The 21,689-nt window shown below is 66.0% G+C and carries 15 protein-coding genes and 1 pseudogene; 5 read left to right on the plus strand and 11 right to left on the minus strand.

Features of this window, described 5'->3' with window-relative positions; all coding sequences use genetic code 11:
- The first annotated feature begins 90 nt into the window (after positions 1-90).
- The 3 genes from ACIGKQ_RS00605 (at position 91) to treY (ending at position 7,196) form a co-directional block, all read left to right on the plus strand.
- Entirely contained in the window at positions 91-2,286 is a 2,196-nt protein-coding gene (locus ACIGKQ_RS00605; RefSeq protein WP_235723178.1) for an acyltransferase family protein, read from the plus strand.
- Between the two features lie 70 nt (positions 2,287-2,356).
- Positions 2,357-4,840: a glycogen debranching protein GlgX gene (glgX, locus tag ACIGKQ_RS00610; RefSeq protein WP_287015023.1), complete on the plus strand. Its 2,484-nt coding sequence runs from the start codon at positions 2,357-2,359 to the stop codon at positions 4,838-4,840.
- Between the two features lie 10 nt (positions 4,841-4,850).
- The gene (treY, locus tag ACIGKQ_RS00615) at positions 4,851-7,196 is read left to right on the plus strand and encodes a malto-oligosyltrehalose synthase (protein WP_396571945.1); all 2,346 of its coding nucleotides are present in this window, start codon (positions 4,851-4,853) and stop codon (positions 7,194-7,196) included.
- A 52-nt stretch (positions 7,197-7,248) separates the two neighbouring features.
- Here treY and ACIGKQ_RS00620 read toward each other — a convergent pair whose 3' ends face one another.
- The 9 genes and pseudogenes from ACIGKQ_RS00620 to ACIGKQ_RS00660 all read right to left on the minus strand — a co-directional run bounded on the left by ACIGKQ_RS00620 (position 7,249) and on the right by ACIGKQ_RS00660 (position 16,647).
- On the minus strand, positions 7,249-8,097 hold the full coding sequence (locus ACIGKQ_RS00620) for a hypothetical protein (RefSeq protein WP_266061018.1): 849 nt from the start codon (positions 8,095-8,097) through the stop codon (positions 7,249-7,251).
- A gap of 14 nt (positions 8,098-8,111) precedes the next feature.
- Complete coding sequence (locus tag ACIGKQ_RS00625; RefSeq protein WP_266061017.1) at positions 8,112-9,296, minus strand: MlaD family protein; 1,185 nt, start codon at positions 9,294-9,296, stop codon at positions 8,112-8,114.
- Positions 9,293-10,429, minus strand: a complete 1,137-nt coding sequence (locus ACIGKQ_RS00630; RefSeq protein ID WP_372512373.1) for an MlaD family protein — start codon at positions 10,427-10,429, stop codon at positions 9,293-9,295. Before ACIGKQ_RS00630 ends, ACIGKQ_RS00625 begins: the two co-directional genes overlap by 4 nt.
- A 14-nt stretch (positions 10,430-10,443) precedes the next feature.
- Positions 10,444-11,565, minus strand: a complete 1,122-nt coding sequence (locus ACIGKQ_RS00635; RefSeq protein ID WP_287015026.1) for an MlaD family protein — start codon at positions 11,563-11,565, stop codon at positions 10,444-10,446.
- Positions 11,559-12,548 (minus strand): MCE family protein, encoded by a 990-nt coding sequence (locus tag ACIGKQ_RS00640; RefSeq protein WP_287015027.1) that lies wholly within the window; start codon positions 12,546-12,548, stop codon positions 11,559-11,561. Before ACIGKQ_RS00640 ends, ACIGKQ_RS00635 begins: the two co-directional genes overlap by 7 nt.
- Positions 12,545-13,579: an MCE family protein gene (locus ACIGKQ_RS00645; RefSeq protein WP_266061013.1), complete on the minus strand. Its 1,035-nt coding sequence runs from the start codon at positions 13,577-13,579 to the stop codon at positions 12,545-12,547. Before ACIGKQ_RS00645 ends, ACIGKQ_RS00640 begins: the two co-directional genes overlap by 4 nt.
- Positions 13,576-14,916 (minus strand): MlaD family protein, encoded by a 1,341-nt coding sequence (locus ACIGKQ_RS00650; protein WP_266061011.1) that lies wholly within the window; start codon positions 14,914-14,916, stop codon positions 13,576-13,578. The genes ACIGKQ_RS00645 and ACIGKQ_RS00650 overlap by 4 nt, the downstream gene beginning before the upstream one ends.
- Before the next feature lie 10 nt (positions 14,917-14,926).
- Positions 14,927-15,793, minus strand: a complete 867-nt coding sequence (locus ACIGKQ_RS00655; protein WP_266061009.1) for an ABC transporter permease — start codon at positions 15,791-15,793, stop codon at positions 14,927-14,929.
- Between the two features lies 1 nt (position 15,794).
- Positions 15,795-16,647: pseudogene (locus ACIGKQ_RS00660) on the minus strand (MlaE family ABC transporter permease).
- 290 nt (positions 16,648-16,937) lie between these two features.
- Between ACIGKQ_RS00660 and treZ the strand changes: the two are divergent.
- Positions 16,938-18,755 carry a malto-oligosyltrehalose trehalohydrolase gene (gene treZ, locus ACIGKQ_RS00665; protein ID WP_235723189.1) on the plus strand — a complete coding sequence of 606 codons (1,818 nt, stop codon included), beginning with the start codon at positions 16,938-16,940 and terminating at the stop codon, positions 18,753-18,755.
- Here the strand turns inward: treZ and ilvA are convergent.
- Positions 18,743-20,128: a threonine ammonia-lyase IlvA gene (ilvA, locus tag ACIGKQ_RS00670; protein WP_287015028.1), complete on the minus strand. Its 1,386-nt coding sequence runs from the start codon at positions 20,126-20,128 to the stop codon at positions 18,743-18,745. The two genes, treZ and ilvA, sit on opposite strands and share 13 nt — an antisense overlap.
- Before the next feature lie 246 nt (positions 20,129-20,374).
- On the opposite strand from ilvA, the gene ACIGKQ_RS00675 reads away from it, so the two are divergent.
- The gene (locus ACIGKQ_RS00675) at positions 20,375-21,316 is read left to right on the plus strand and encodes an SMP-30/gluconolactonase/LRE family protein (protein WP_266061145.1); all 942 of its coding nucleotides are present in this window, start codon (positions 20,375-20,377) and stop codon (positions 21,314-21,316) included.
- Between the two features lie 15 nt (positions 21,317-21,331).
- Here the strand turns inward: ACIGKQ_RS00675 and ACIGKQ_RS00680 are convergent, their stop codons facing one another.
- A complete protein-coding gene (locus ACIGKQ_RS00680; RefSeq protein ID WP_235723192.1) occupies positions 21,332-21,586 on the minus strand; it encodes a hypothetical protein in 255 nt (84 codons plus the stop codon).
- Between the last annotated feature and the right edge of the window lie 103 nt (positions 21,587-21,689).

Below are 21,689 nucleotides of genomic sequence, written 5' to 3' on the forward strand. Positions count from 1 at the left end.
CGGCCTCTATCACGTGATGACCACCGGTCGGGTCCGATTGCGACAACCCGGCCCCAGCGGCCACCGATAACAGAAGGACGCATCCAGGCAGTGGCAGCCCCTATCCACACCGCCACCCCGGCCGGTCCGGCTCCGGCGGACAACGTGCCCGCGTACCGCACCGACCTCGACGGTCTGCGCGGCATCGCGATCGCGTTGGTCGCCTGCTTCCATGTGTGGTTCGGCCGGGTGTCGGGCGGGGTGGACGTGTTCCTGGCCCTGTCCGGCTACTTTTTCCTGGGCTCGCTGCTGCGTCATGCCATCCACAGCCAGGCCACCCATGTGACGCTGCGCGACACCATCAATCCGTGGCCACGTCTCAAACGCCTGCTGCGGCGCCTGATCCCGGCACTGTTCACGGTACTGATCGCCGTTGCCGTCCTGACCGTGATCATCATCCCGCAAACCCGCTGGGTGAGTATCGGGCGCGAACTCATCGCCAGCGCCCTCTACTACCAGAACTGGCATCTGGCCTTCAATTCCCAGGACTATCTGGCGGCCAGCTCGGCGAACAGCCCGTTGCAACACATCTGGTCGATGTCGGTGCAGGGCCAGTTCTTCGTGCTCACCATGCTGGTCGCGCTCGCCTTCGCGGCATTGATCAAGCTCTGCGCGCGGTTTCTCGCGCCGGTGGCCGAACCCCGGGTGATCCGGGTTGTGGTGGGTGTCGCCGTGCTGGCGGTGGCGCTGGTCTCCTTCTATTGGGCGCACATGCGGATGGGCGTCAACCAGCAGTTCAACTACTACGACACCTTCTCCCGCGTCTGGGAGCCGCTGGCCGGTGGCCTGCTCGCCATCTGGTTGCCCAGTTGGCGGGTCCCGCGATGGCTCCGGACGGTTGCCGCGATCGTCGCGCTGGCCCTCATCGTGACCTGCGGCTGGTGGATCGACGGCGTGAACGCGTATCCGGGGCCGTGGGCGCTGGTCCCCGTCGGTTCCACGCTGCTGATCATCTGGGCGGGTGCCACCGCGTTGGAGCGTCCGCGACCCGGCTCCGATGGTCCGCAGGGGCTGCCGCCGGTCAATCGCATGCTCGCCAGTCGGTGGCCGGTGTGGCTGGGCAGCATCGCCTACGCCCTCTACCTCTGGCACTGGCCGCTGTTGATCTTCTATCTGACCTGGCGAGAGAAGAACCACGCGAGCGTCCTCGAAGGTGTCGGCCTGCTCACGGTGTCGGTCGGGTTGGCATGGCTCACCAAGCGCTACATCGAGGACCCGCTCCGTGGCGGGCGCTCCGAGCCGTCGCATGCGCGTCGCGACGGTCGGTATCGGTGGCTGACCTACACATCGGTTGTGACATCGATTCTGGTCATCGGCACGTTGGTGACCGGCATCGGCATCAAGGTGTGGGACCACCGGGTGTCCACGATGGTGGTGGACACCAGAAACCTGGACCCACGGACCTACCCGGGGGCCCGCGCGCTGCTGAACGGGTGGCCCGTTCCCGCGGTCGACCCGCAGCCGTCGCCGCTGATGGTCACGCAGGATTTCCCGGAGACTTCTACCGATGGCTACATGAGCAACTTCGAGGACCCTGAGATCCATGTCGGCGTCTACGGTGACCCGAACGCCACCGAGACCGTCGCACTGATCGGCGGATCACACGCCGAGATGTGGATCTCGGCGCTCGACGAGCTGGGCCGGCGTAACCACTTCAAGGTCACCACCTACCTCAAAATGGGGTGCCCGATGTCGACCGAGCTGGTCCCGAAGCAAGACGGCGTACCGTATCCGCAATGTCACGACTGGGTGATGCGGGTGATGAAGAAGGTGATCGCCGACAAGCCGACCGCGGTGTTCACCAATTCGACCCGGCCGCGCGATTATCAGCCCGGCGACTGGGTGCCGCCCACCTACACCCCCATCTTCGACGAGTTCCTCGACGCCGGCATCGAGGTGTTCGGCATCCGCGACACACCGTGGCCGCACAACGCGAAAGGCTTGATCGACACTCCGACGTGCCTGGCCGACGGCGGCACCGCGACGAGCTGCGCCACGCGCCGCGACGTCGCGCTCGCCCCGGAGGACCCCGCGCTGGCCCTGGCTGCCACCCGCCCGGGCTTCCATGCCCTGGACCTTTCCGACGGGGTCTGTGACGCCGAACTGTGTCCGGCGATCGTCGGCAACATCGTGGTTTACAAGGATTGGCACCACCTGAGCGCCACCTATGTTCGTAGCCTCACCGATGAGCTGGGACGGCAGATGGCCGCGGCCGCTCCATGGACCGGCCCAGCGGCGCCGAGATAGTCGCCCACGCCACACCAGCGCGCGATCGCTCCGAGATGAACCCCCGACCATTGACGGCTAGTGTCATGTCATGGAATCGCCGAAGGCCGAGATGACCCCGTCGCCGGCCCCCGACGCGGATGGGCGGGACTCAGCCGAACCCGCCGAGATGGTCGACATCCCCACACCCGGCACCTGGTCTCCCAGCAGTACGGAATCGACACCGTTTGTCGTCTGGCCGGGCAACGCTTACCCGCTGGGCGCCACCTATGACGGTGTGGGAACCAATTTTTCGCTCTTCTCCGAGGTCGCGACCGCGGTCGATCTCTGTCTGATCGACGCGACCGGCGTGGAGCAACGAATCCGACTCGAAGAGGTCGACGGATACTGCTGGCATTGCTACCTGCCCAACATCGGGCCGGGTCAGTTCTACGGGTTCCGGGTACACGGCCCCTACGACCCGGCGCAAGGTTTACGGTGCGACCCGAGCAAGCTGTTGCTCGACCCGTACGGCAAGGCATTCCACGGCGATTTCGACGGCGACCCGGCGTTGTTCTCCTACGCCATGGCCGACCCTGACGAGCACGCCCCGGAACCCGAACCCAGCGCCGAATCCGGCGACGGGCCCTCGGGCACGGCAACGTCGTCCGCAGCACCGGCCGCCACTGTCGAGGACGCGGAAAATCAGGTCGATGCAGCAGTCGACGCCGACACGCCCGTGCAGACCGACCCCGTGCGAGCCACCAGCGGTGAACCGAGCCCGGCAACGACGAGTACCGCCACCCCCAGCGTGCCGATGGCGTCGGCACATCCCACCGACATGCCGCAACTCGACTCGCTCGGCCACACCATGGTCTCGGTGGTCATCAACCCATACTTCGACTGGCAGAACGACCGACCACCACGTCACCCCTACCACCAGACCGTCATCTACGAGGCGCATGTCAAAGGGATGACGGCGACTCATCCCGACGTACCCGAACATCTCCGCGGCACCTACGCCGGATTGTGCCACCCGGTCATCATCGATCATCTGAAATCACTCGGAATCACCGCCATCGAACTGATGCCGGTGCACCAGTTCATGCAGGATTTCGTCCTGATCGACAAGGGCCTCCGAAACTACTGGGGCTACAACACTTTCGGCTTCCTCGCGCCGCATCTTGAGTACGCCTCGCAACCCGAACAGCCGGCTGCGGCGGTAACCGAGTTCAAGGCCATGGTGCGCGAGTTCCACCGCGCCGACATCGAGGTCATCCTCGATGTGGTCTACAACCACACCGCCGAGGGCAATCACCTCGGCCCCACGATCTCGTTCCGCGGTATCGACAATGCCGCGTATTACCGTCTCGTGGACGGCAATCCCGAGATGTACATGGACTACACCGGGACGGGCAACAGCCTCAACGGACGTCACCCACACACCCTGCAATTGATCATGGACTCGCTGCGCTATTGGGTGCTCGAGATGCATGTCGACGGGTTCCGCTTCGATCTGGCGTCCACGCTCGCCCGCGAACTGCACGACGTGGACCGGCTCTCGGCGTTCTTCGATCTGGTGCAACAAGATCCGGTTGTCAGCCAGGTGAAACTGATCGCCGAACCATGGGACGTCGGCGAAGGCGGCTACCAGGTGGGCAACTTCCCACCATTGTGGACCGAATGGAATGGCAAGTACCGCGACACGGTTCGCGACTACTGGCGCGGGGAACCGTCCACGCTCGGCGAGTTCGCGTCCCGCCTCACGGGCTCCTCCGATCTCTACGAGGCCACCGGTCGACGGCCACTGGCGAGCATCAACTTCGTGATCGCCCACGACGGTTTCACCCTGCAGGATCTGGTGTCCTACAACGAGAAACACAACAGCGCCAACGGTGAGGACAACCGGGACGGGGAGAGCCACAACCGCTCGTGGAACTGTGGGGTCGAGGGACCGACCGACGACCCGGATGTGTTGGCGCTGCGTGGCCGCCAGCAACGCAACATCCTGGCCACCCTGTTCCTCTCCCAGGGCACACCGATGTTGGCCCACGGAGATGAACTCGGCCGCACCCAACAGGGCAACAACAACGTGTACTGCCAGGACTCCGAGCTCTCCTGGATGGACTGGGCGCTGGCCGAGAAGAACGCCGACCTGCTCGAGTTCACCCGCAAGGCGATCAACCTGCGCACCCGACACCCGGTGTTCCGTCGACGGCGGTTCTTCGCCGGCAAACCGATCCGATGGGGCGAGCAGACGCTGGACATCTCCTGGCTGACCCCGGCCGGCCAGGAGATGACCTCCGAGGACTGGGACAGCGGGTTCGGCCGCAGCCTCGCGGTGTACTTCAACGGTGACGGGATCGGAGAGCCGGACGAGCGCGGAGAGAAGATCGTCGACGACAGTTTCATCGTCTGTTTCAACGCCCACGACGGCGACATCGACTTCACGCTCCCACCGTCCTCCTGGGGCACAGAATGGGTGGGCGAACTCGACACCACCGATCCGACCGGCACCACCGACATGACCGCCACCGCCGATTCGGTGGTCACCGTGGGCGCGCGCTCGGTGTTGGTCCTGCGCAGGACGTCGTGAGTCGACGGTGATGGCCACTCCCTCACCACCCGGCGTCGGCGGGCAGCGGGAGCCCGTCGCCACCTACCGGATCCAACTCACCCCCGACTTCGGTTTCGCTGACGTCATCGGCATCCTGGATCACCTGGTGTCCCTCGGGATCAGTCACGTCTACCTGTCCCCGATCGGACGGGCCACGGCCGGTTCGACACACGGCTACGACTGGGTGCCGCCCCCGGCGGTGTCGCCGACGCTCGGTGGACTCGACGGGCTCCGGGAGCTCCGCGCCGCGGCACGTACCGCCGGTCTCGGCCTGATCGTCGACATCGTCCCGAACCACACCGGGGTCGCCGACGTCACGCAGAACCCGTGGTTCAGCGACCTGCTGCGCTACGGTTCGGCGTCCCGCTATGCCTCGTGGTTCGATGTGGACTTCTCCACCGCCAACGGGGCCGATGGCAAGATCGCCCTGCCCGTCCTCGCGGCCGACGGCGACCTGTCCCCGCTCACCGTCTCCGATGGTCACCTGCACTATTACGATCACGCATTTCCCATCACTCCCGGCTCGGCCGCGGCCGGCAACCCGATCGACGTCCACGAGCGACAGCACTACCGACTGGTCCCCTGGAACAGCGGACTGATCGGGTACCGCCGATTCTTCACCGTCAACGAACTCGCCGGACTGCGGCAGGAGGAGCCGGCAGTCTATGCAGCAACTCACGACTGGCTGCTCGATCTGATCGACGAGGACCTCATCGACGGTGTGCGCGTGGACCATCCCGACGGACTCTGGGATCCGCAATCTTATCTGCGTAGGCTGCGCAGCGACGTAGGCGAACGCCGGTTGCTCTACATCGAGAAGATCCTCGCCCCCGACGAACCACTGGAACCGTCACTGCCGGTCGACGGCACCACCGGCTACGATCAACTGCGCATCATCGACGGGGTGTTCACCGCGCCGAGCGGAATCGTCGAACTCGGGGAGATCCATGAGCGGATCACCGGGCAACCCGGTGATTCCGACTGGCTGCACCGCACCGAACGCGCACGCAAACTGGCAACGTTGCGCGAGATGTTTCCCACCGAGCATCGTCGGCTGGTTCGGGCGATCACCCACTCCGATCCGTCTGCCGACGCGGCAGCCGTGGCCGATGCCACGGCCGAACTCATCGCCGAACTCGGCGTGTACCGCGCCGACTATCCCGCGCTGCGCTCCCGGCTCGAGCGGGTGGCCTCGGCCATCGCCGTGCGGATTCCGCGGCTCGCCGAGGCGCTGGAGTTGGTGGTCCGCGCCACCGCGAGCCCCGGTGCGGCAACCTCGCGACTGGCCCAGACGTGTGGCGCGGTGACCGCCAAGAGCGTCGAGGACAGCCTTTTCTATCGCACGGCGCGGCTGGTGTCGGCGCAGGAGGTGGGTGGCGATCCGGCCGACCCCGCGGTGAGCATACGAGACTTTCACGCCCACAACATCCGTCGTGGCACGCAGTGGCCGTGGGCGATGACGACCACCGCCACGCATGACACGAAGCGTGGCGAGGATGTCCGCGCTCGCATCGCGATACTGACCCAGGTGCCCGAGCGATGGTCGATGGTGGTGTCCGACCTGTGGAAGATGGCTCCGCCACCCGACGATCTCACGGGATACTTCCTGTTGCAGAACATCATCGGAGTGTGGCCAGTCCAGGGGCCGGTCGACGACATCCTGCGCACCCGCATCACCGATTACGCGACCAAGGCGGCCCGAGAGGCGGGACTGCACACCACGTGGACCGAGGTGAACGAGGAATTCGAGTCCGACCTCGCCGAGTGGATCATCGCGATCACCACCGGTACTGCGGCGCAGACGATCTCGGCGCTGGTCACCGAGATCACGCCGAGCTGGCAGTCCGAAACGTTGGGCCGCAAGTTGATCGCCCTACTCGGACCGGGCGTCGGCGACATCTATCAGGGCACCCAGTGGTGGGATGACTCGCTGGTGGATCCGGACAATCGCCGCCCAGTCGACCACAACCGCTCGACAGAACACCCGAAAACCCACCTGATCCAGGCTGCGCTACGGGCGCGCACCGCCCATCCCACCGCATTCGGCGCAGGCGGCGACTACACGCCGATCCACGCCGACGGTCGGGGTGCCGACCACGTGATCGCGTTCGCACGCGGAGCGAGCGGCCGCGCCGAGGTCATCGTGATCGCAACCCGACTCACCCACAGCTTGTCCGACACCGGCCGCGCGGCAACGACCCTCACCCTTCCCACCGGCCGGTGGGAAGACGTGCTCGGGCCCGCCCCCGGACGGACGATCGACGGCGGTGTGCCGACCGCACTCACTGAGCTCGCCACTTTTCACGGTGTGGCGTTGCTGACCCGAACCGACTGACAAACGGATCGTCACAGGCCAGCCGGTGGCCACGGTGCCGCCTTGGCCAACCTCAGCCGGCGGGAGCGGGCGCGGCAGGCGCCGGTTGGGCGCCATTCGCACCACCCTGTTCCTCGCCGATGCCGGCCTGGGCCCCACTGAGTTCCGACACCAGCCATCGCCCGTCCTCGTGGCGCAGATCGAGCCACAGCAGCATCAGACTCTTGCCACCTTCTGGGGCGATGGCGCTCTTGCCACTGACCTCCATCAGGACCGCCGTACGGGCGGAGTCGGTGTCGAAGGTCTCCACCGACACCGACTTGACCGCCGACTGGGCGTCCTGCAGGTTGAGTTGCTCGACGGCCTGCGCGGTATCGGACTGCTGCTGCTCGAGATGCTGTCTGAACTCGCCGGTCGACAACGGGCCGAGCAACTCCTTCATATTGCCGACACCGTCCTTGGTCATCGTGCTGACCAACTTCGTGACGAACTCCTCGGACGCGGCCTTGCTGCCATCGAAGGCGTCGAGTCGCTGCCGCTCCTGGTAGTAGCCCCACCCGAGCAGCGCCACCCCCATCACGGCCGCGATCACCACCACGACGGCGAGCACCTTGGCCAGTCCGGCAGTGGTGAAGGTCAGCGAGATCTGACGGGGTTGTGAGGTCGGCCCCGGTACCGCATCAGACGAATCGCGACTGTCGGCGCTGGGGCCGCCGGTGTCTGCGGTGCCACTGTCTGCGGTGCCACGGTCTGCGGCGCCGGAGTCGGCTGCCGACAACCCGGTCCCCGCCGCGCGATTTCGTGCGGACTTGGTTCGCGGTCGAGGCGGGGTCGGCGCGGTCTCGGCACCCCCGCTGTCGGAGTCCGGCTCGGGCACCTCGGGGGCGCGGTCGGGGTCAGTCGGCTTGTCCTGCTCGGTCATTCCTACTCTTCACGTCATTTGTCGAGCGGCACGGTCCGCGCGTTCGGGTCGAAATTCGGCGGCGGGCCGGCGGTGTCGTCGCCAGGCGGGCGCGGCGCATTGGCCGATCCGCGGATCTGCTGATTCGGATCTTCAGTGACACAGTACAGATTGGTCGGAACGCTCAATTCCAGGATCTTGGTCGGGCGCACCGGGGTGACCGCGTAGTTGCAGCTCGGCCGTGGGTAGACCGATCCGAACGCCCACCATGCCCCGTCGTGGAACATGCTCAGACTCTTGATGCTCGCGTCCCGGATCGACGGCAACAGATTGGCGATCGCGGGCGCTCGCAACGCACCTTGGCGCGCGATGTCGACGAACTGGGTAAGGACGTCGGTGATCGGATCACGGATCTGGTTCATCGAACCGGTCAGACTCGTCAGCTGCGTGGGTCCCTGATCGAGCAACACCCGTAGCTCTTTGTCGGCGGCCACAGCAGCGTTGACGAGGGTACTCATCGAGTCGACCGTGGTGCCCAGATCGGGTTGGATGTCGGCCGTCGTCTTCAGGATGGTGCCGGTGTCGGAGATCAGTTTCGTGGTCTGCGGCAACACCCGGGCCAGATCGGCGAAGATCGTTCCACCGGAGACGAACAGCGATCGCAGAACGTTGTCGCCCGAACCATCCGCCCCGAGAGCCACCTCCAAGTTGTCGATGGCCGAACGCAATTCGACGGGATCGATCTGGTCGACAACGTTGAGCGTCGCCTCCAGTGTCTGCGGGAACGGCGCGGTCACGCGAGTCTGGTTGATGGCGATCTCATCGCCGTTCACGAAGTACGGGCCGTCCGCCGTCGCGGGCTGGAAGTCCACGTACTGCTCGCCCGCCGCGGACAGCCCGAGCGCGGCCACCACCGCGTTGCGATTGATCTGGACGTCCTCGGCGATCTCGACGGTGACGTCCACCGATTCCGGTTGCACCCGGATCTGCTGGACATCACCGATCCGGGCGCCCCGCAAGGTGACTCCCGATGTCTCCTGCAGACCGCCGGAGTTCGGGAAGTGCACGGTCAACTGATAGGTGCCGCGGAACGGGTCCCAGCGCAACGCCCCGAAGGACAGATACGCCAAACCCACCACCATCACCAGGATCAGTCCGATGTTGCCGACCAGGATCGAATGCTTGCGCACCCAGGTGATCGGACCGGTCACCGCGCTCATCCGCAGCACCCCTTCGTTCCGGACAGTCGTGCCAGCAAGCGGGTCAGCGTCTGCTGCAACGACTCCGACGCCGAGTCGACGTCCTCCAACTCCGGCAGACGCGTCGCCGCGTCGAAACCGACGCCCGGATTGAGGTAGTACACCTTCGACGACAGCGCCGCCGCACTGCCCGGGGTCGCCTTCACCCATTTCGGGGTCAGCTCGGCCAGGTTGTCGGCCAGCGGACCCAAGGTCTTGGCGCCTTCACGCAAACCGCCGAGGGCGGTGTTCAGATTCGCCAGCAGTTCGACGAGGTTGCCGCCGTCGGACTGCAGGAAGTCGTTGGTGGCCGCCGTCACCTGATTGGTTTTGTCCAGCGTCGTCAGGATCTGGCCGATCTGGCCGTTGACCGCGTCCACGGCGGGACCGAGTTTGTCGATCGAGGCCATGATCTGAGCGCGGCCGGCGGCGAGCTGACCGGTCAGCACCTGGGTGTAGCGCATCGATTCGTCGACCCGGGCGGCGTTCTCGTTGAACTTGGTGATCGCGGTGGTCAATCCTTCGATCGAGCCGGACAGCGCATCGGGATTCGGGGCGACCGCATTGCTCAACTCGGTGAGGATCACCGTCAGCGAATTGAGCGATCCGCTGTCGACCACACCGGCCGTGCTGACCAGTAGGTCCTCGACTGTCGCGGCCGCCGACGTCGGGCCGGTCAGTTGGTCCCCGTCGCCGAGGTAGCCCTCCGGGCTACCCGGCGGTGGCAACAACGCGACGAACACGTCGCCGAGCGGGGTGGCCTGCCGTAGTTCGGCGCCGGTACCGACGGGCAATTTGGTCGCGGTCCCGACCTGCATCGTGACGATGGCGCTGTAGTTCTCCGCCTCGATCTCCGACACCTGCCCCACGTTCATGCCGTTGAGCTTCACCTTGGCGCGAGTGGGCAGGTTGAGCGCGTTGTCGAAGTCCGCGGTCAACGTGATGGAGTCACCGATGCCGCCGGGCGCCGGCAGCGGGATCTGCTCGACGGTCAGTCCGGGAACGACGCCGCATCCCGACATGGCCAGCGTGGCCGCAGCGGTGAATGCCACCACCCAGCGGCGCCCGATTCGGCGATCACGGCGCCGCCCATGCACGGTCCGGAACGGACGCATCTGATCACGGCCGGTCATTTCGTGAGCTCCAGCATCGCCGAGAAGACACCGAGGTCCGGGCCGAAGTCCTTGAGTTGACCGGTGCGACAACCGTTCTTCTGCAGGTTGATCGCCTGACAGAACGTCGACACGAGTTCGGTGTCGATCAGCGACTTGTCGAGCAGGACCTGTGCGCGCCAGGCACCCTGTTCCGCCGAGACCGAATTGCTGAGGTTCTGGAACAGCAGCGGTGCGATGTCGATGGTCTCGACCACCTGACGGGAGAAGTCGCTCAGGTTGGGGGTCAACGCCGCGAGCCGTCCCGTCGACGAGCTGATGGTGCCGGAGTTGTTCTGCAGGAACTCCGACGTGTTCCGCAGCGTGGCATTGACGTCGGCCAGAGTGGCCTGTAGCCCCGGTGCCTGCCTACCCAGCATCTCCGCCACGTCGTTGATGGAGTTGGAGAAGGCGGTCATCTTGGGATAGTTGTCCACCAGCGTCGTGGTGAGCGCCTGAACGGTCCGGATGATGTCGACGAGCGCGTCCCCGTTGCCCGAGGCCACTTCGGCGGCCTTGCCCAGTTCGTCGAGGGCCACCCGCATCCGCTCACCGTTGCCACTCGTGATGCCCGAGGTGATGTCGATCATGTCGGCGATCGGGCCCTCACCGGGCGCATCCCCCGACAGCGACTCCATCAACCGGTCGATCGAGTCGAACAGCTCACCCACCGACACCGGGCTCTTGGTCTCGGGAATGACACCTCCGTCGGCGAGTTCTGGTCCCTCGGTGTAGGCCGGCGAGAGTTCGATGTGTCGCGTCGTCACGATGGACGTGTTCACAATGGCTGCGGTCGCGTCCGCTGGCACCGGCACGTCCTTGTCGACGGTGAAGGTAACCTTCACCCGGTTGCCCTGCTGCTGCACCGACGTCACCTGACCCACCGGCATCCCCAGCACGGCGACGTCGTTGCCTTCGTACAGCCCGGAGACATCGTCGAAGTACGCAGTGGCCTCGATCGCCGAGCCGAACGCGGCGGTCCACGACGCAGGGATCAGCGAGCAGCCGGACAGCCCGAGCACCGCTAACAACGAGACTGCGGTCAACGCCAGCGAGCGACGCATCCGGTTGGCACGCCCCCGCCTGGTGGTGATCAACATCCGTCCACCACCCGTGCGGTGCACAGCCAGTTGTCCGGGAAGATGCCCCACGGCAGATAGCCGTTCGCGTATGGACCGTCGCCCATGGTGTTGTTGGTGACCCGGGTCGTGACCGGCAGAATCTCGAGCATCTTGCGCAGATTCTCGCGGTTCTTCTCCAAGCCCTGCGACATCGTGTTGAGGTTGGCCATGATCGGTGCGAACTGATTGCCGTTCTCCGCGGCCACCGCACGCGCCTGCTCGGTGAGCTGGGCGATACCGTCGAGCATTCGGGTCACCAACGCCTCACGCGCGGCGATCTTCTCGGCCAGTTGCTGCCCCTGACCGACGATGATCGACAACTGCGCCTGACTGTCGTCGACGATCCCGGTGACCGCTTTGGTGTCACTGACCAATTGGTTGATCTGATCGCGACGATTGGTGATCACCTTCGACATCTCGGTCAGCGAGTCGAGGGTCGGTTTGGTCACCGCGGGCGCTCCGGCCAGTTGCCGGTTGAGCGTCCGAATACTCTCCGACAGTTCCACATCGTCGATTCCGGCGATGATCGGTGTCCCCTCCTCGATCGTCTTCTGCAGGTCGTAGGGTACCCGGGTGTCGGTGATCCGCTCGCCGTCGAGTGGATCGGGTGAATCACCCAGCGACACATCGACATAGCGCTGCCCGAGCAGCGTCGACATCTTGATCTCCGCCGATCCGTTCGCGGTGACGTCGACATCCTGGTCCACCTTCATGGTGACGTCGACCTGATTGCCGGCGAGTTCGGTCGCGCTGACCTCACCGACGTCGATGCCGGCCACCCGCACCTTGTCGCCCGGGCGGATTCCGCCTGCCTGGGCGAACTCACCGATATAGGTTTTCTTGCCGAGATGGGCCTGGGCGATCCCGACCACACCGAGCGTCAACAGGACGATCACCACCGCGCCTATCGCCCCGTACCACATGCGCCGGTTCTCGTTGTAGTGGTTGCGCCATCGTCTCATCGGCACACCTCCGAGTGTTTCGTCCCGCCGATCTTGTTGATGATTCCCGGAGGGAACAGGACGTCGCCGATGGCGATGTCGAGATCGCAGGCGTAGATGTTCAGGTACGCGCCCTGCCCCTGCACCAGCGGGAAGTGGCCGAGGAAGATCGGCAGCTGCTGTGCCATGTTGTCGAGTTTCGCGCCGTTGGCGATGAGGGTGTCGGTGGCAGCGCGCGCGTTGTCGGCGGCGTCGGCGAGCGACGACCGGCTCTGCGCCAGGACATCACCGAAACCGGTTGCGGTCTCACCGATCTGCGACACCGACTGGCCGAACGCAGCCGAGTTGCTGTTCAGGTTCTCGATGAGGCTGCCGATGCTGTCGATCACGGTACTCACCTGACTGCCCTGCATCGCGAGATCTCGCATCACGCCGCTCAGATTGTCGATGATCGCGCCGATCACCGCGTCGCGGTCGGCCATGTCACTGGCGACCTGACCCACCTCGGCGACGGTGTAGCTCAGCGAGACCGCGTTGCCCTGGAATGCCTGCACCAGTCCTTCGGACAGCGCGTTGACCTGTTCGGGGTCGAGCGTCTCGAAGACCGGCTGAAAACCAGCGAGCAACTTGGTCACGTCGAACGAGTCCTCGGAGGGTTGTTGCAAACTCGCACCGGCAGCCAACGGGGTACTCGGCTCATCCGGCACCAGCGTCAGCGACAGATATCGTTGCCCGATCAAGTTCTGATACCTGATCGCCGCCATCGTGTTGGTGAACACCGGCTGGTCGGTCTGCACCTCGAACGTGACACGGGCCCGCCCGTCATCGAGGGCGATGTCGGACACCCGACCGACCCGCACCCCCGCCATCCGGACGTCGTCACCGGAGGCGAGTCCCGAGGCGTCGTTGAAGTAGGTGCTGTACGACGCCGTGTCGCCGGGCAGGGACCGTTCCAGCGTGGAGTAGATGATGTAGGTCAACAGCAGTGCGACGACCGCGAACAGTGAGAACCCGATGAGCGGTTTGCGGATACTGGCCTGGCCGTGACTCATCGGCCCCCTCCCTCGGCCTGTGCGGATTCGCCCCGTTCGGACTCACCCGGCTTGATGGTCGAGGACTGCACGAGTGGCCCCAACATCAGCGTGTCCGCGGCGTTCGGTTGACGCTTGAGCGCCTCGGCCAACGTCAGATTGTCCGACGAGGTGCTCACCGCGCCGAAGGTCTGTGCAGCACGCCGCATCCCGTCGGACGGGTAGATCAGCAGCGGCCCCGAGCTCGTCGGTCCGGTGCCGGTGCCCGGACCCTGACAGTTCGGTCCGCGCATGGTGCCGTACTCGCCGGCGTTGTAGACCGGGCAGTTCTGGCGTGTGTATCGCTGGAACGCACCGAAGTTCACGCCGATGTTCAGCTGGGGGTGCCCGTTGACGCCGGTGAACACCGTCAGCACCCGCGCAGCGAGGTTGTTCAGCGCGTCGAGCGCCTGCGGTAGCGATTCCGGCTCCAACACCGCGGCCCCGACGGTGCGATTGAGGTCGCGCACGACGCTCTTGCCGCGGTCGCCGTTGGCGGCGAACAACGCCTGGGTCTCGTCGAGCAGGCCCTGGCCGGCCGACAGCATCGCAGTGAGATCCTGCTGCTTCTCGGCTATGGTCATCGCCGGGATGACGCTGCGGCCCAGAGTGTCCAGGAGCTCGGGAGTGCTCTCCGACAATCCACGTACCGCATTGTCGAAGTTGTCGAAACCGCCAGGTGCACCGGGTGGGAACTGGGCGTTGATCTTCTGCCAGTAGTTGTCCAGCAGCGGCACGAATGCGCCGAACACCGCGCCACCGCCTTCGAGCGCGTCGGCGATCACCCCCAGTACCGACGCGAGGTCTTCCGGCGGCACCGCACGCAGCAGCGTGCGCAGCTCATTCTGCGCGTCCTGGAGTTTCAGCGTCGCCATCGATTCGTCGGCGGGGATGACGTCGCCGGAGGACAGGTGCTCGGTGCTCACGTCGGCGGGCCGGACCAGCTGCACCGAGTTCACACCGAAGAGGTTGGCGGGCACCGTACGCGCCGTGACGTTGGCCGGAATTCCCTCGGCCTGCGCGGGATCGACGTCGATCTCGACGTTCTTGTACTGCAGATTGCCCGGGCCGACCTCGTCGCTGAGTTCGATCGACTTCACCGATCCGACGATCAGACCGTTGTAGCGGACGTCGGCCTGCGTGATCAGTCCGTCGCCGACATCGGTCAGTTTCGCGGTGACGGGAACCGTGGAGGTGAACACACCCTGATAGCGCATGAACAGCAGCACGAACAGGATGAGCAACGCCACCAGAAAGGCGACCCCACGCAGGATGTACTGCACCAGCGAGGGATTCCTGCCGTCGGTGTCGATTTGCATCGGTCTCCCCCTAACCCGAGATCTGGATTCCGGGTGACGTGCCCCAGAACACCAGTGTCATGACCAGATTGGCGAAGACGATGACGATGATCGCCATCCGGATCGCGTGACCGGCCGCCACGCCCACCCCCTCGGGACCGCCCGACGCGAAGTATCCGTAGTAGCACTGGATGAACGTGGTCAGCAGCACGAACACAATCACCTTGACGAACGAGAAGGCCATGTCCCCGGACACCAGGAACTGGTTGAAGTAGTAGGTGTAGGTGCCCGCGCCCTGTCCACTCTGTACCTGGAACATCAGCTGACAGGCGATGTAGTTGGCGGCCAGCGACACTGCGTACAGCGGGACGATCGCCAGCACGGCCGCCGACATCCGCGTGGTGACCAGATACGGCAACGGCCGGATCGCGATGGACTCCAGCGCGTCGATCTCTTCGCTGATCCGCATCGAACCGAGCTGGGCGGTGAAGCGGCAGCCCGATTGCGCGGTGAACGCGGTCGCCGCCAGCAGCGGCGCGATCTCGCGTGTGGTCGCGAACGCCGAGAGCCCGCCGGTCACCGGCCCCATGCCCAGCAAGTTGAGGGCGGTGTAGCCCTCGATGCCGACCGTGGCTCCGCCCATGACCCCGAGGATCACCATCACCCCGACCGTGCCGCCGCCCACGACGATGGCTCCATTGCCCCATGCGACATCGGAGAGCAGGCGCCACACTTCCTTGCGGTAGTGGGTGAACGCGATGGGCACGGCACCGATCGACTTGACCAGGAACGTGATGAGGTGGCCCATCGCGGCCAGCCCGGAGCGCGGTCCGCGGTAGATCGATTTGGCGGCCTCCAGTGGCCGCAGGGCCGGCGGGACGTACCGTGATGCCGTCAACTCACACCACCTTCGCCGGGAAGAGCATCGCGAACAACTGCGTGAGCACGACGTTGACGGTGAACAGCAGCAGCACCGAGTTCACGACCGCGGCGTTCACGGAGTTCGCGACGCCGGCCGGCCCGCCCTTGGTGCTCAGACCACGGTCACAAGCGACAATCGCCACGATCGCGCCGAAGATGACGGCTTTGGCTATTGCGAACACCAGGTCGGAGACCGAGGCGAAGGCCGCGAACGTACCGGTGTAGCTACCCGGGGTACCACCCTGGAAATAAACGTTGAACACGTAGCCGGTGATGAACCCGACGAAGCAAACGAAGCCGCACAGCAGAAAACTCACCACCATCGTCGCCAGCAGACGTGGCGAGATGAGCCGCTGGATCGGGTTGACCCCCATCACCCGCATGGCATCGATCTCGTCGCGAATGGTGCGCGATCCCAGGTCGGCAGCGATCGCCGACCCCACCGCGCCGGCGAGCAACAGCGAGGTCACCAGGGGTGCGCCCTGCCGGATGACGCCGAGACCGGTGGCCGCGCCCGAGAACGAGGTGGCACCGATCTGCCCGGCGATGTTGGAAACCTGGATCGACACGATCACACCGATCGGGATGGCGACCAGAAACGTCGGGAACACCGAGGTGCTCGACATGAACGCACACTGCCGGATGAACTCACCGAACGGGAAACGGCGCTTGAAGATGTCCACGATCAGTACGCGGAACACCTCGACGAACATCCCCATCTGACGTCCGAACGTCGAACGACGCCAGCACGTGGTCACCGAACCACTTCCGTATCCCCCCGGCGCGTGCACGTGTTCCCTCGCCATTCGAGGTCACCGCGTCAGTAGTCACTCCCCTGCCCCTGCTGTCGGCTGCTTCCGTAGAAGGCTCGTCGTATCACATATATGTTCGGTGAAGGCACTGCTGCGTGCAGATGCTTTCACTCGTTCTCCCCCTCGAGGACGAACCCCCGGCCGGTAATATACCCCGCTTCGCCATCTCCGCTGTGCCACGGCTCACATTACCGATATCTGCGCCGCCATCACCGGCGACATACCTTGTGTTGGGTGACAGATCAGTCAGGGACTCCCGACACCATAACTGGGACGAGCGACCAAGGTGGCCAAAACACTCCCATCGAGGTGTCGACTGCGCCGTTCACCCCACCACGGACCGCTGCCGACATCACGGTCTGGGCGCCCACTGCGGCCTCGGTGACACTGCTGATCGGCGGAGACGTCGGTCAGGACGAGATCGAGGTGGGGCTCGTGCCGCTGTCGACGTCGCCGGGCTGGTGGGGCGCGGCACCGGGGTCGGCCGCCGCCTCGGCCACGAACTCCGCACCTGCGCGGTATCGGTTTCGCATCGACGGCCGCGACCCGGTGCCCGATCCGCGCGCGGTTCGACTACCCGACGGTGTACACGGCGCGGCCGAACTACACCGGCTCGACGAGTTCGGGTGGACCGATCACGATTGGGCTGGTCTCGACCTACGGGGTGCGGTGCTCTACGAACTGCACATCGGGACGTTCACCCCTGCCGGGACCTTCGACTCCGCAATCGAACAGCTGCCGCACCTGGTGGCGCTCGGCGTCGATGCGGTCGAGGTCATGCCCGTCAACGCGTTCAACGGCACACATGGCTGGGGCTACGACGGCGTCGCCTGGTACGCCGTCCACGAACCCTATGGCGGGCCGGATGGATTCGCGCGCTTCGTCGACGCCTGTCACGCCCTCGGCCTCGCTGTGGTCCTCGACGTGGTCTACAACCATCTCGGCCCGTCGGGGAACTACCTGCCCGAGTTCGGCCCCTATCTCACCAGCGGCACCAACAGCTGGGGATCATCGCTGAATCTGTCCGAACCGGATTCCGACGCCGTACGCGCCTACATCGTCGGCAACGCTCTGAGATGGCTGCGTGACTTCCATGTTGACGGCCTGCGGCTCGACGCCGTGCACGCGCTGATCGACCACCGCGCGCTTCACCTGCTCGAGGAGCTCGCGATCGCCACCGACGCACTCGCCGCCGAGCTGGGTCGACCGCTCACCCTGATCGCCGAGAGCGACCTCAACGACCCGCGGTTGATCATGCCGCGGGAGGTCGGGGGGTACGGGCTCGGTGCCCAGTGGGACGACGATATCCACCACGCGATCCACGCCACGGTCTCCGGCGAGCGACAAGGCTATTACGCCGACTTCGGCGGCCTCGACGGCCTGGCGAAGGTACTGACCGGGGGCTTCTTCCACGACGGCACCTACTCGTCGTTCCGGCGCCGACGACACGGTCGCCCGATCCCCACCGAGATCGTCGACGCCGACGCGCTGGTCGCCTACACGTGCAATCACGACCAGGTGGGCAACCGGGCGGTCGGCGACCGGCCATCGGCATACCTCGACGGCGGGCAACTGGCTATCAAGGCCGCACTGGTGCTGTTGTCGCCGTTCACCCCGATGCTGTTCATGGGCGAGGAATGGGCGGCCGACACCCCGTTCGCGTTTTTCACCTCACATCCGGAGCCCGAACTGGGCGAGGCCGTGCGCACCGGTCGGCGCAGCGAGTTCGCCGAGCACGGTTGGGATGCCGTCGATGTCCCCGATCCGCAGGATCCGGCGACATACGAGCGCTCCAAGCTCGACTGGTCCGAACCCACCGATGCCGGCCATGCCCGAATGTTGCAGTTCTATCGGGATGTGATCGCGCTGCGAAAGTCCACCGACGACCTGATCCGGGGCGACTTCGGTTCCGTGCGATGCACTTTCGATGCCGACGCGGGTTGGTTCGCGATGCTCCGCGGCTCATGGGCAGTGATCTGCCTACTCCGCGCAGACGAGGTGCCCGTGCCGATCGGGCTCGACCCGGTGCTGTGGTGGGACGAGGTGACGCCGATGGCCGGCGGGATACTCAGCGGTGGCCCCAACGTCGTGATCGGACGGCTGACCGACGTGGATCAGGTCAGGTAGTCATACGCCGGTGTGCCAGGTTCCAACCGCTCGCAGTGCAGGCGGGAATGGGCCATCCGGTCCATCAGGTCGGCGAGTCCGGCCGGCTCACCGAGTTCGATACCCACCAGCGCTGCGCCCGTTTCCCGGTTGTTGCGTTTGACGTATTCGAACAGGGTGATGTCGTCGTCGGGGCCGAGCACCTCGTCCAGGAAACGCCGCAGCGCGCCCGGTTCCTGCGGGAAGTCCACCAGGAAGTAGTGCTTGAGGCCGCGGTGTACCAGGGATCGCTCGATGATCTCGCCATAGCGCGAGACATCGTTGTTCCCACCCGAGATCAGGCACACCACGGTGGCATCCGACGGCAGCTGAAGCGACGACAACGCGGTCACCGCCAGGGCGCCCGCGGGCTCGGCGATGATGCCCTCATTCTGGTACAGCGCCAGCATCGTCGTGCAGATCGCCCCTTCGTCGACATGGGTGATGTGCGCGGTGCCCGGCGAGGTCACGTGGCGTGCCGACGCGTCGACGACCGGTACCGCCGCCGGCGACGCGACCCGTGACAGCACCGGATGGTCGGTGATCGTCGCCCCGAGTTGCGCCATCACGCGGTGACCGATGGACCCGATACGTTTGACCGCGGCGCCGTCGACGAACGGATCGATCGTCTCCAGGGTGACCGGCTCCCCAGCGGCGAGCGCGGCACTCAAGGAGACCGCTCCGGTGGGCTCCACTCCGACGATGGCCACATCGTCGGACAGCGACCGCAGATACGTCGCCATGCCGGCGAGACAGCCGCCGCCGCCGACCGGCGCGACCACCACGTCGGGGACCGCACCGAGCTGTTCGACGATCTCATGGGCGATCGTGCCCTGCCCGGCCGCCGTCCGCGGATCGTCGAACGCGTGGATCCACGAGGCGCCCGTACGGATCACGTCCGCCTGCGCGGCTGCCGCAGCGGCGTCGTAGGTTTCTCCGACGGCGAGTAGCTCCACATAGTCGCCGCCGTGCCAGCGAATTCGGTCACGCTTCTGTTTGGGCGTGGTGGTCGGTACGTAGATCCGACCGGGCACGCGCATCGACCGGCAGGCGAAGGCGACACCTTGCGCATGGTTCCCGGCGCTGGCGGCGACCACCCCGCGGGCGAGCTCGGTGTCCGACAGCTGCGCCATCACGTTGTACGCACCGCGGATCTTGTAGGAGCGAACCGTCTGCAGGTCTTCACGTTTGAGCAGAACCCGGGCGCCCGCGGCCGCGGAGATGCGCGGCGCGTCCTCCAGCGGGGTGCGGGCCACCGCGTCGGCGATCCGCGCGACCGAGGCGCTGACGGCATCACCGGTCAGTGCGTGGTCGTGCTGATGAACCGGCGCCTGCTGAGTACTCACGATCTCCATGCTCTCACCTGCCGCGATCAGCGGCGCGGGGGAGGTCGGGCCACTACACTGCACGACAGGGGATCGACCAGATCGCCTCTTCGGGATACGTTCGATGGCGTCGGCTCAGGTCGACGCTGCCCGACCGGGGTGGCCACCATCGACGCGGAGGTCGACATGTTCGGACACGCTCACTCGAATCCTGCTCCCCCCGCCCGATCAGCCCCGGCGCCACGCTCGTCGCACCACTCGCGACGACGCCGTCAGATGATCTGCGCGGTTGCCGTCGGCACCCTGGCCGCCGGGCTGATCACCGCACTCACCCCGGCGAGCGCGTCGGCCGCTCCGGTGTGTCCGGGCGCCGGGCAGGCACCGCGCGTGGTGGGCACCGTACCCGGCGCCGCACTGGAAGGTCTGACGGTCGACCGGGCCGGTCGGCTCTACACCACAGATCTGATCTCGGGCAGGGTATTTCGCCTGTCGTCGCCGGGCGCGCCGGCCGTGCCGATCGCCCGCGTTCCCGACGGTGGGGCCGGCGCACTGGCCTGGGCTCGCGACGGGGCACTCCTGGTCGGCTACGGAGCCGACGCCCGGGTCATCGTGGGTGACGCCCTGCGCCATGCCGGGATAGCGCGGATCGACGTCGGCACCCGGACCCTGCGACCGTGGGTGCGTGGGTTCTCGGCCGCCAACGGCATGGATGTCGCGGGCAATGGGATCGTCTATGCCACCAACGACTTCGGCAATCTGATCGGACGGGCGTATCCGAACGGCGTGGTGCAGGCGGACTGGGGTTCGCTACCGAGCGCCAACGGCGCCGTGCTGAGTCGTGACGATCGGTGGCTCTATGTCTCGCGAACCTTCGTCAATCCCGGCGTGAGCCGGATCTCGACGTCGAATCCGCGGGTTGTGCAGAGTCTGCTGAACCTGGGCGGCGACATCGCGGCCACCCCGGATGGCTTGACCCTGGACTCCCGGAACAGGCCGGTGGTGCCTTTCAATGCGGCCGGCCAGGTCGTACGGATCACCTCGCCGGGACGGTACTGCGTCCTCGGATCAGGGATGCCACTGTCGAGTGTGGTCTCCTACGGCCGCGGGGACCGCGGCTTCTCCGCGGGACGGCTGTTCCGGGCCGGATTCGACGGACGAATCTATGAGGTGCCCGGCGGATTCGATCGTGGTGCGACCGCCGCGTACCCCGGTCGCTGACCGCGCCGCGGTCGGCTATACCCCGCGACGGTGCGAGAACCAGATCCGCTCTCCCCACCAGGTGGCGAGCAGCACGGCCGCCGACGTCCAGGCGACGACGAGTCCGGAGCCGGTGAGCGCGAACACGAGCACCGCGACGACGACGGCGAGCAGCACCGCATGCAGTTTGTGGACCGGCCAGCGCACCCCGGCGACCTCGACGGTCGGCGTCGGCGTGTGCCGCGCCTCGGAACGCACTTCGACAAACGCGGTCGGATTCGCTGCGGTCATCGTCACTCCTCGCGGTCGGCGGTGATCATGGGCTGGATGATCTCCACTGTCCCGAGTGTAGCGCGAAGTGAACTCAAATGTTCGGGCACCCGAACATTGCCGT

Origin of the sequence: Gordonia sp. NPDC062954, from assembly GCF_044543825.1 — a bacterium.
GTDB lineage: Bacteria > Actinomycetota > Actinomycetes > Mycobacteriales > Mycobacteriaceae > Gordonia > Gordonia tangerina.

Bases quoted from the DNA above. Each gene is read 5' to 3' on its own strand.
- ilvA (WP_287015028.1), bottom strand. From the start codon at position 20,128: ATGGAGATCGTGAGTACTCAGCAGGCGCCGGTTCATCAGCACGACCAC.
- ACIGKQ_RS00635 (WP_287015026.1), bottom strand. From the start codon at position 11,565: ATGTTGATCACCACCAGGCGGGGGCGTGCCAACCGGATGCGTCGCTCG.
- glgX (WP_287015023.1), top strand. From the start codon at position 2,357: ATGGAATCGCCGAAGGCCGAGATGACCCCGTCGCCGGCCCCCGACGCG.
- ACIGKQ_RS00620 (WP_266061018.1), bottom strand. From the start codon at position 8,097: ATGACCGAGCAGGACAAGCCGACTGACCCCGACCGCGCCCCCGAGGTG.
- treY (WP_396571945.1), top strand. From the start codon at position 4,851: ATGGCCACTCCCTCACCACCCGGCGTCGGCGGGCAGCGGGAGCCCGTC.
- ACIGKQ_RS00650 (WP_266061011.1), bottom strand. From the start codon at position 14,916: ATGCAAATCGACACCGACGGCAGGAATCCCTCGCTGGTGCAGTACATC.
- ACIGKQ_RS00640 (WP_287015027.1), bottom strand. From the start codon at position 12,548: ATGAGACGATGGCGCAACCACTACAACGAGAACCGGCGCATGTGGTAC.
- ACIGKQ_RS00675 (WP_266061145.1), top strand. From the start codon at position 20,375: ATGATCTGCGCGGTTGCCGTCGGCACCCTGGCCGCCGGGCTGATCACC.
- ACIGKQ_RS00625 (WP_266061017.1), bottom strand. From the start codon at position 9,296: ATGAGCGCGGTGACCGGTCCGATCACCTGGGTGCGCAAGCATTCGATC.
- ACIGKQ_RS00645 (WP_266061013.1), bottom strand. From the start codon at position 13,579: ATGAGTCACGGCCAGGCCAGTATCCGCAAACCGCTCATCGGGTTCTCA.
- ACIGKQ_RS00630 (WP_372512373.1), bottom strand. From the start codon at position 10,429: ATGCGTCCGTTCCGGACCGTGCATGGGCGGCGCCGTGATCGCCGAATC.
- ACIGKQ_RS00680 (WP_235723192.1), bottom strand. From the start codon at position 21,586: ATGACCGCAGCGAATCCGACCGCGTTTGTCGAAGTGCGTTCCGAGGCG.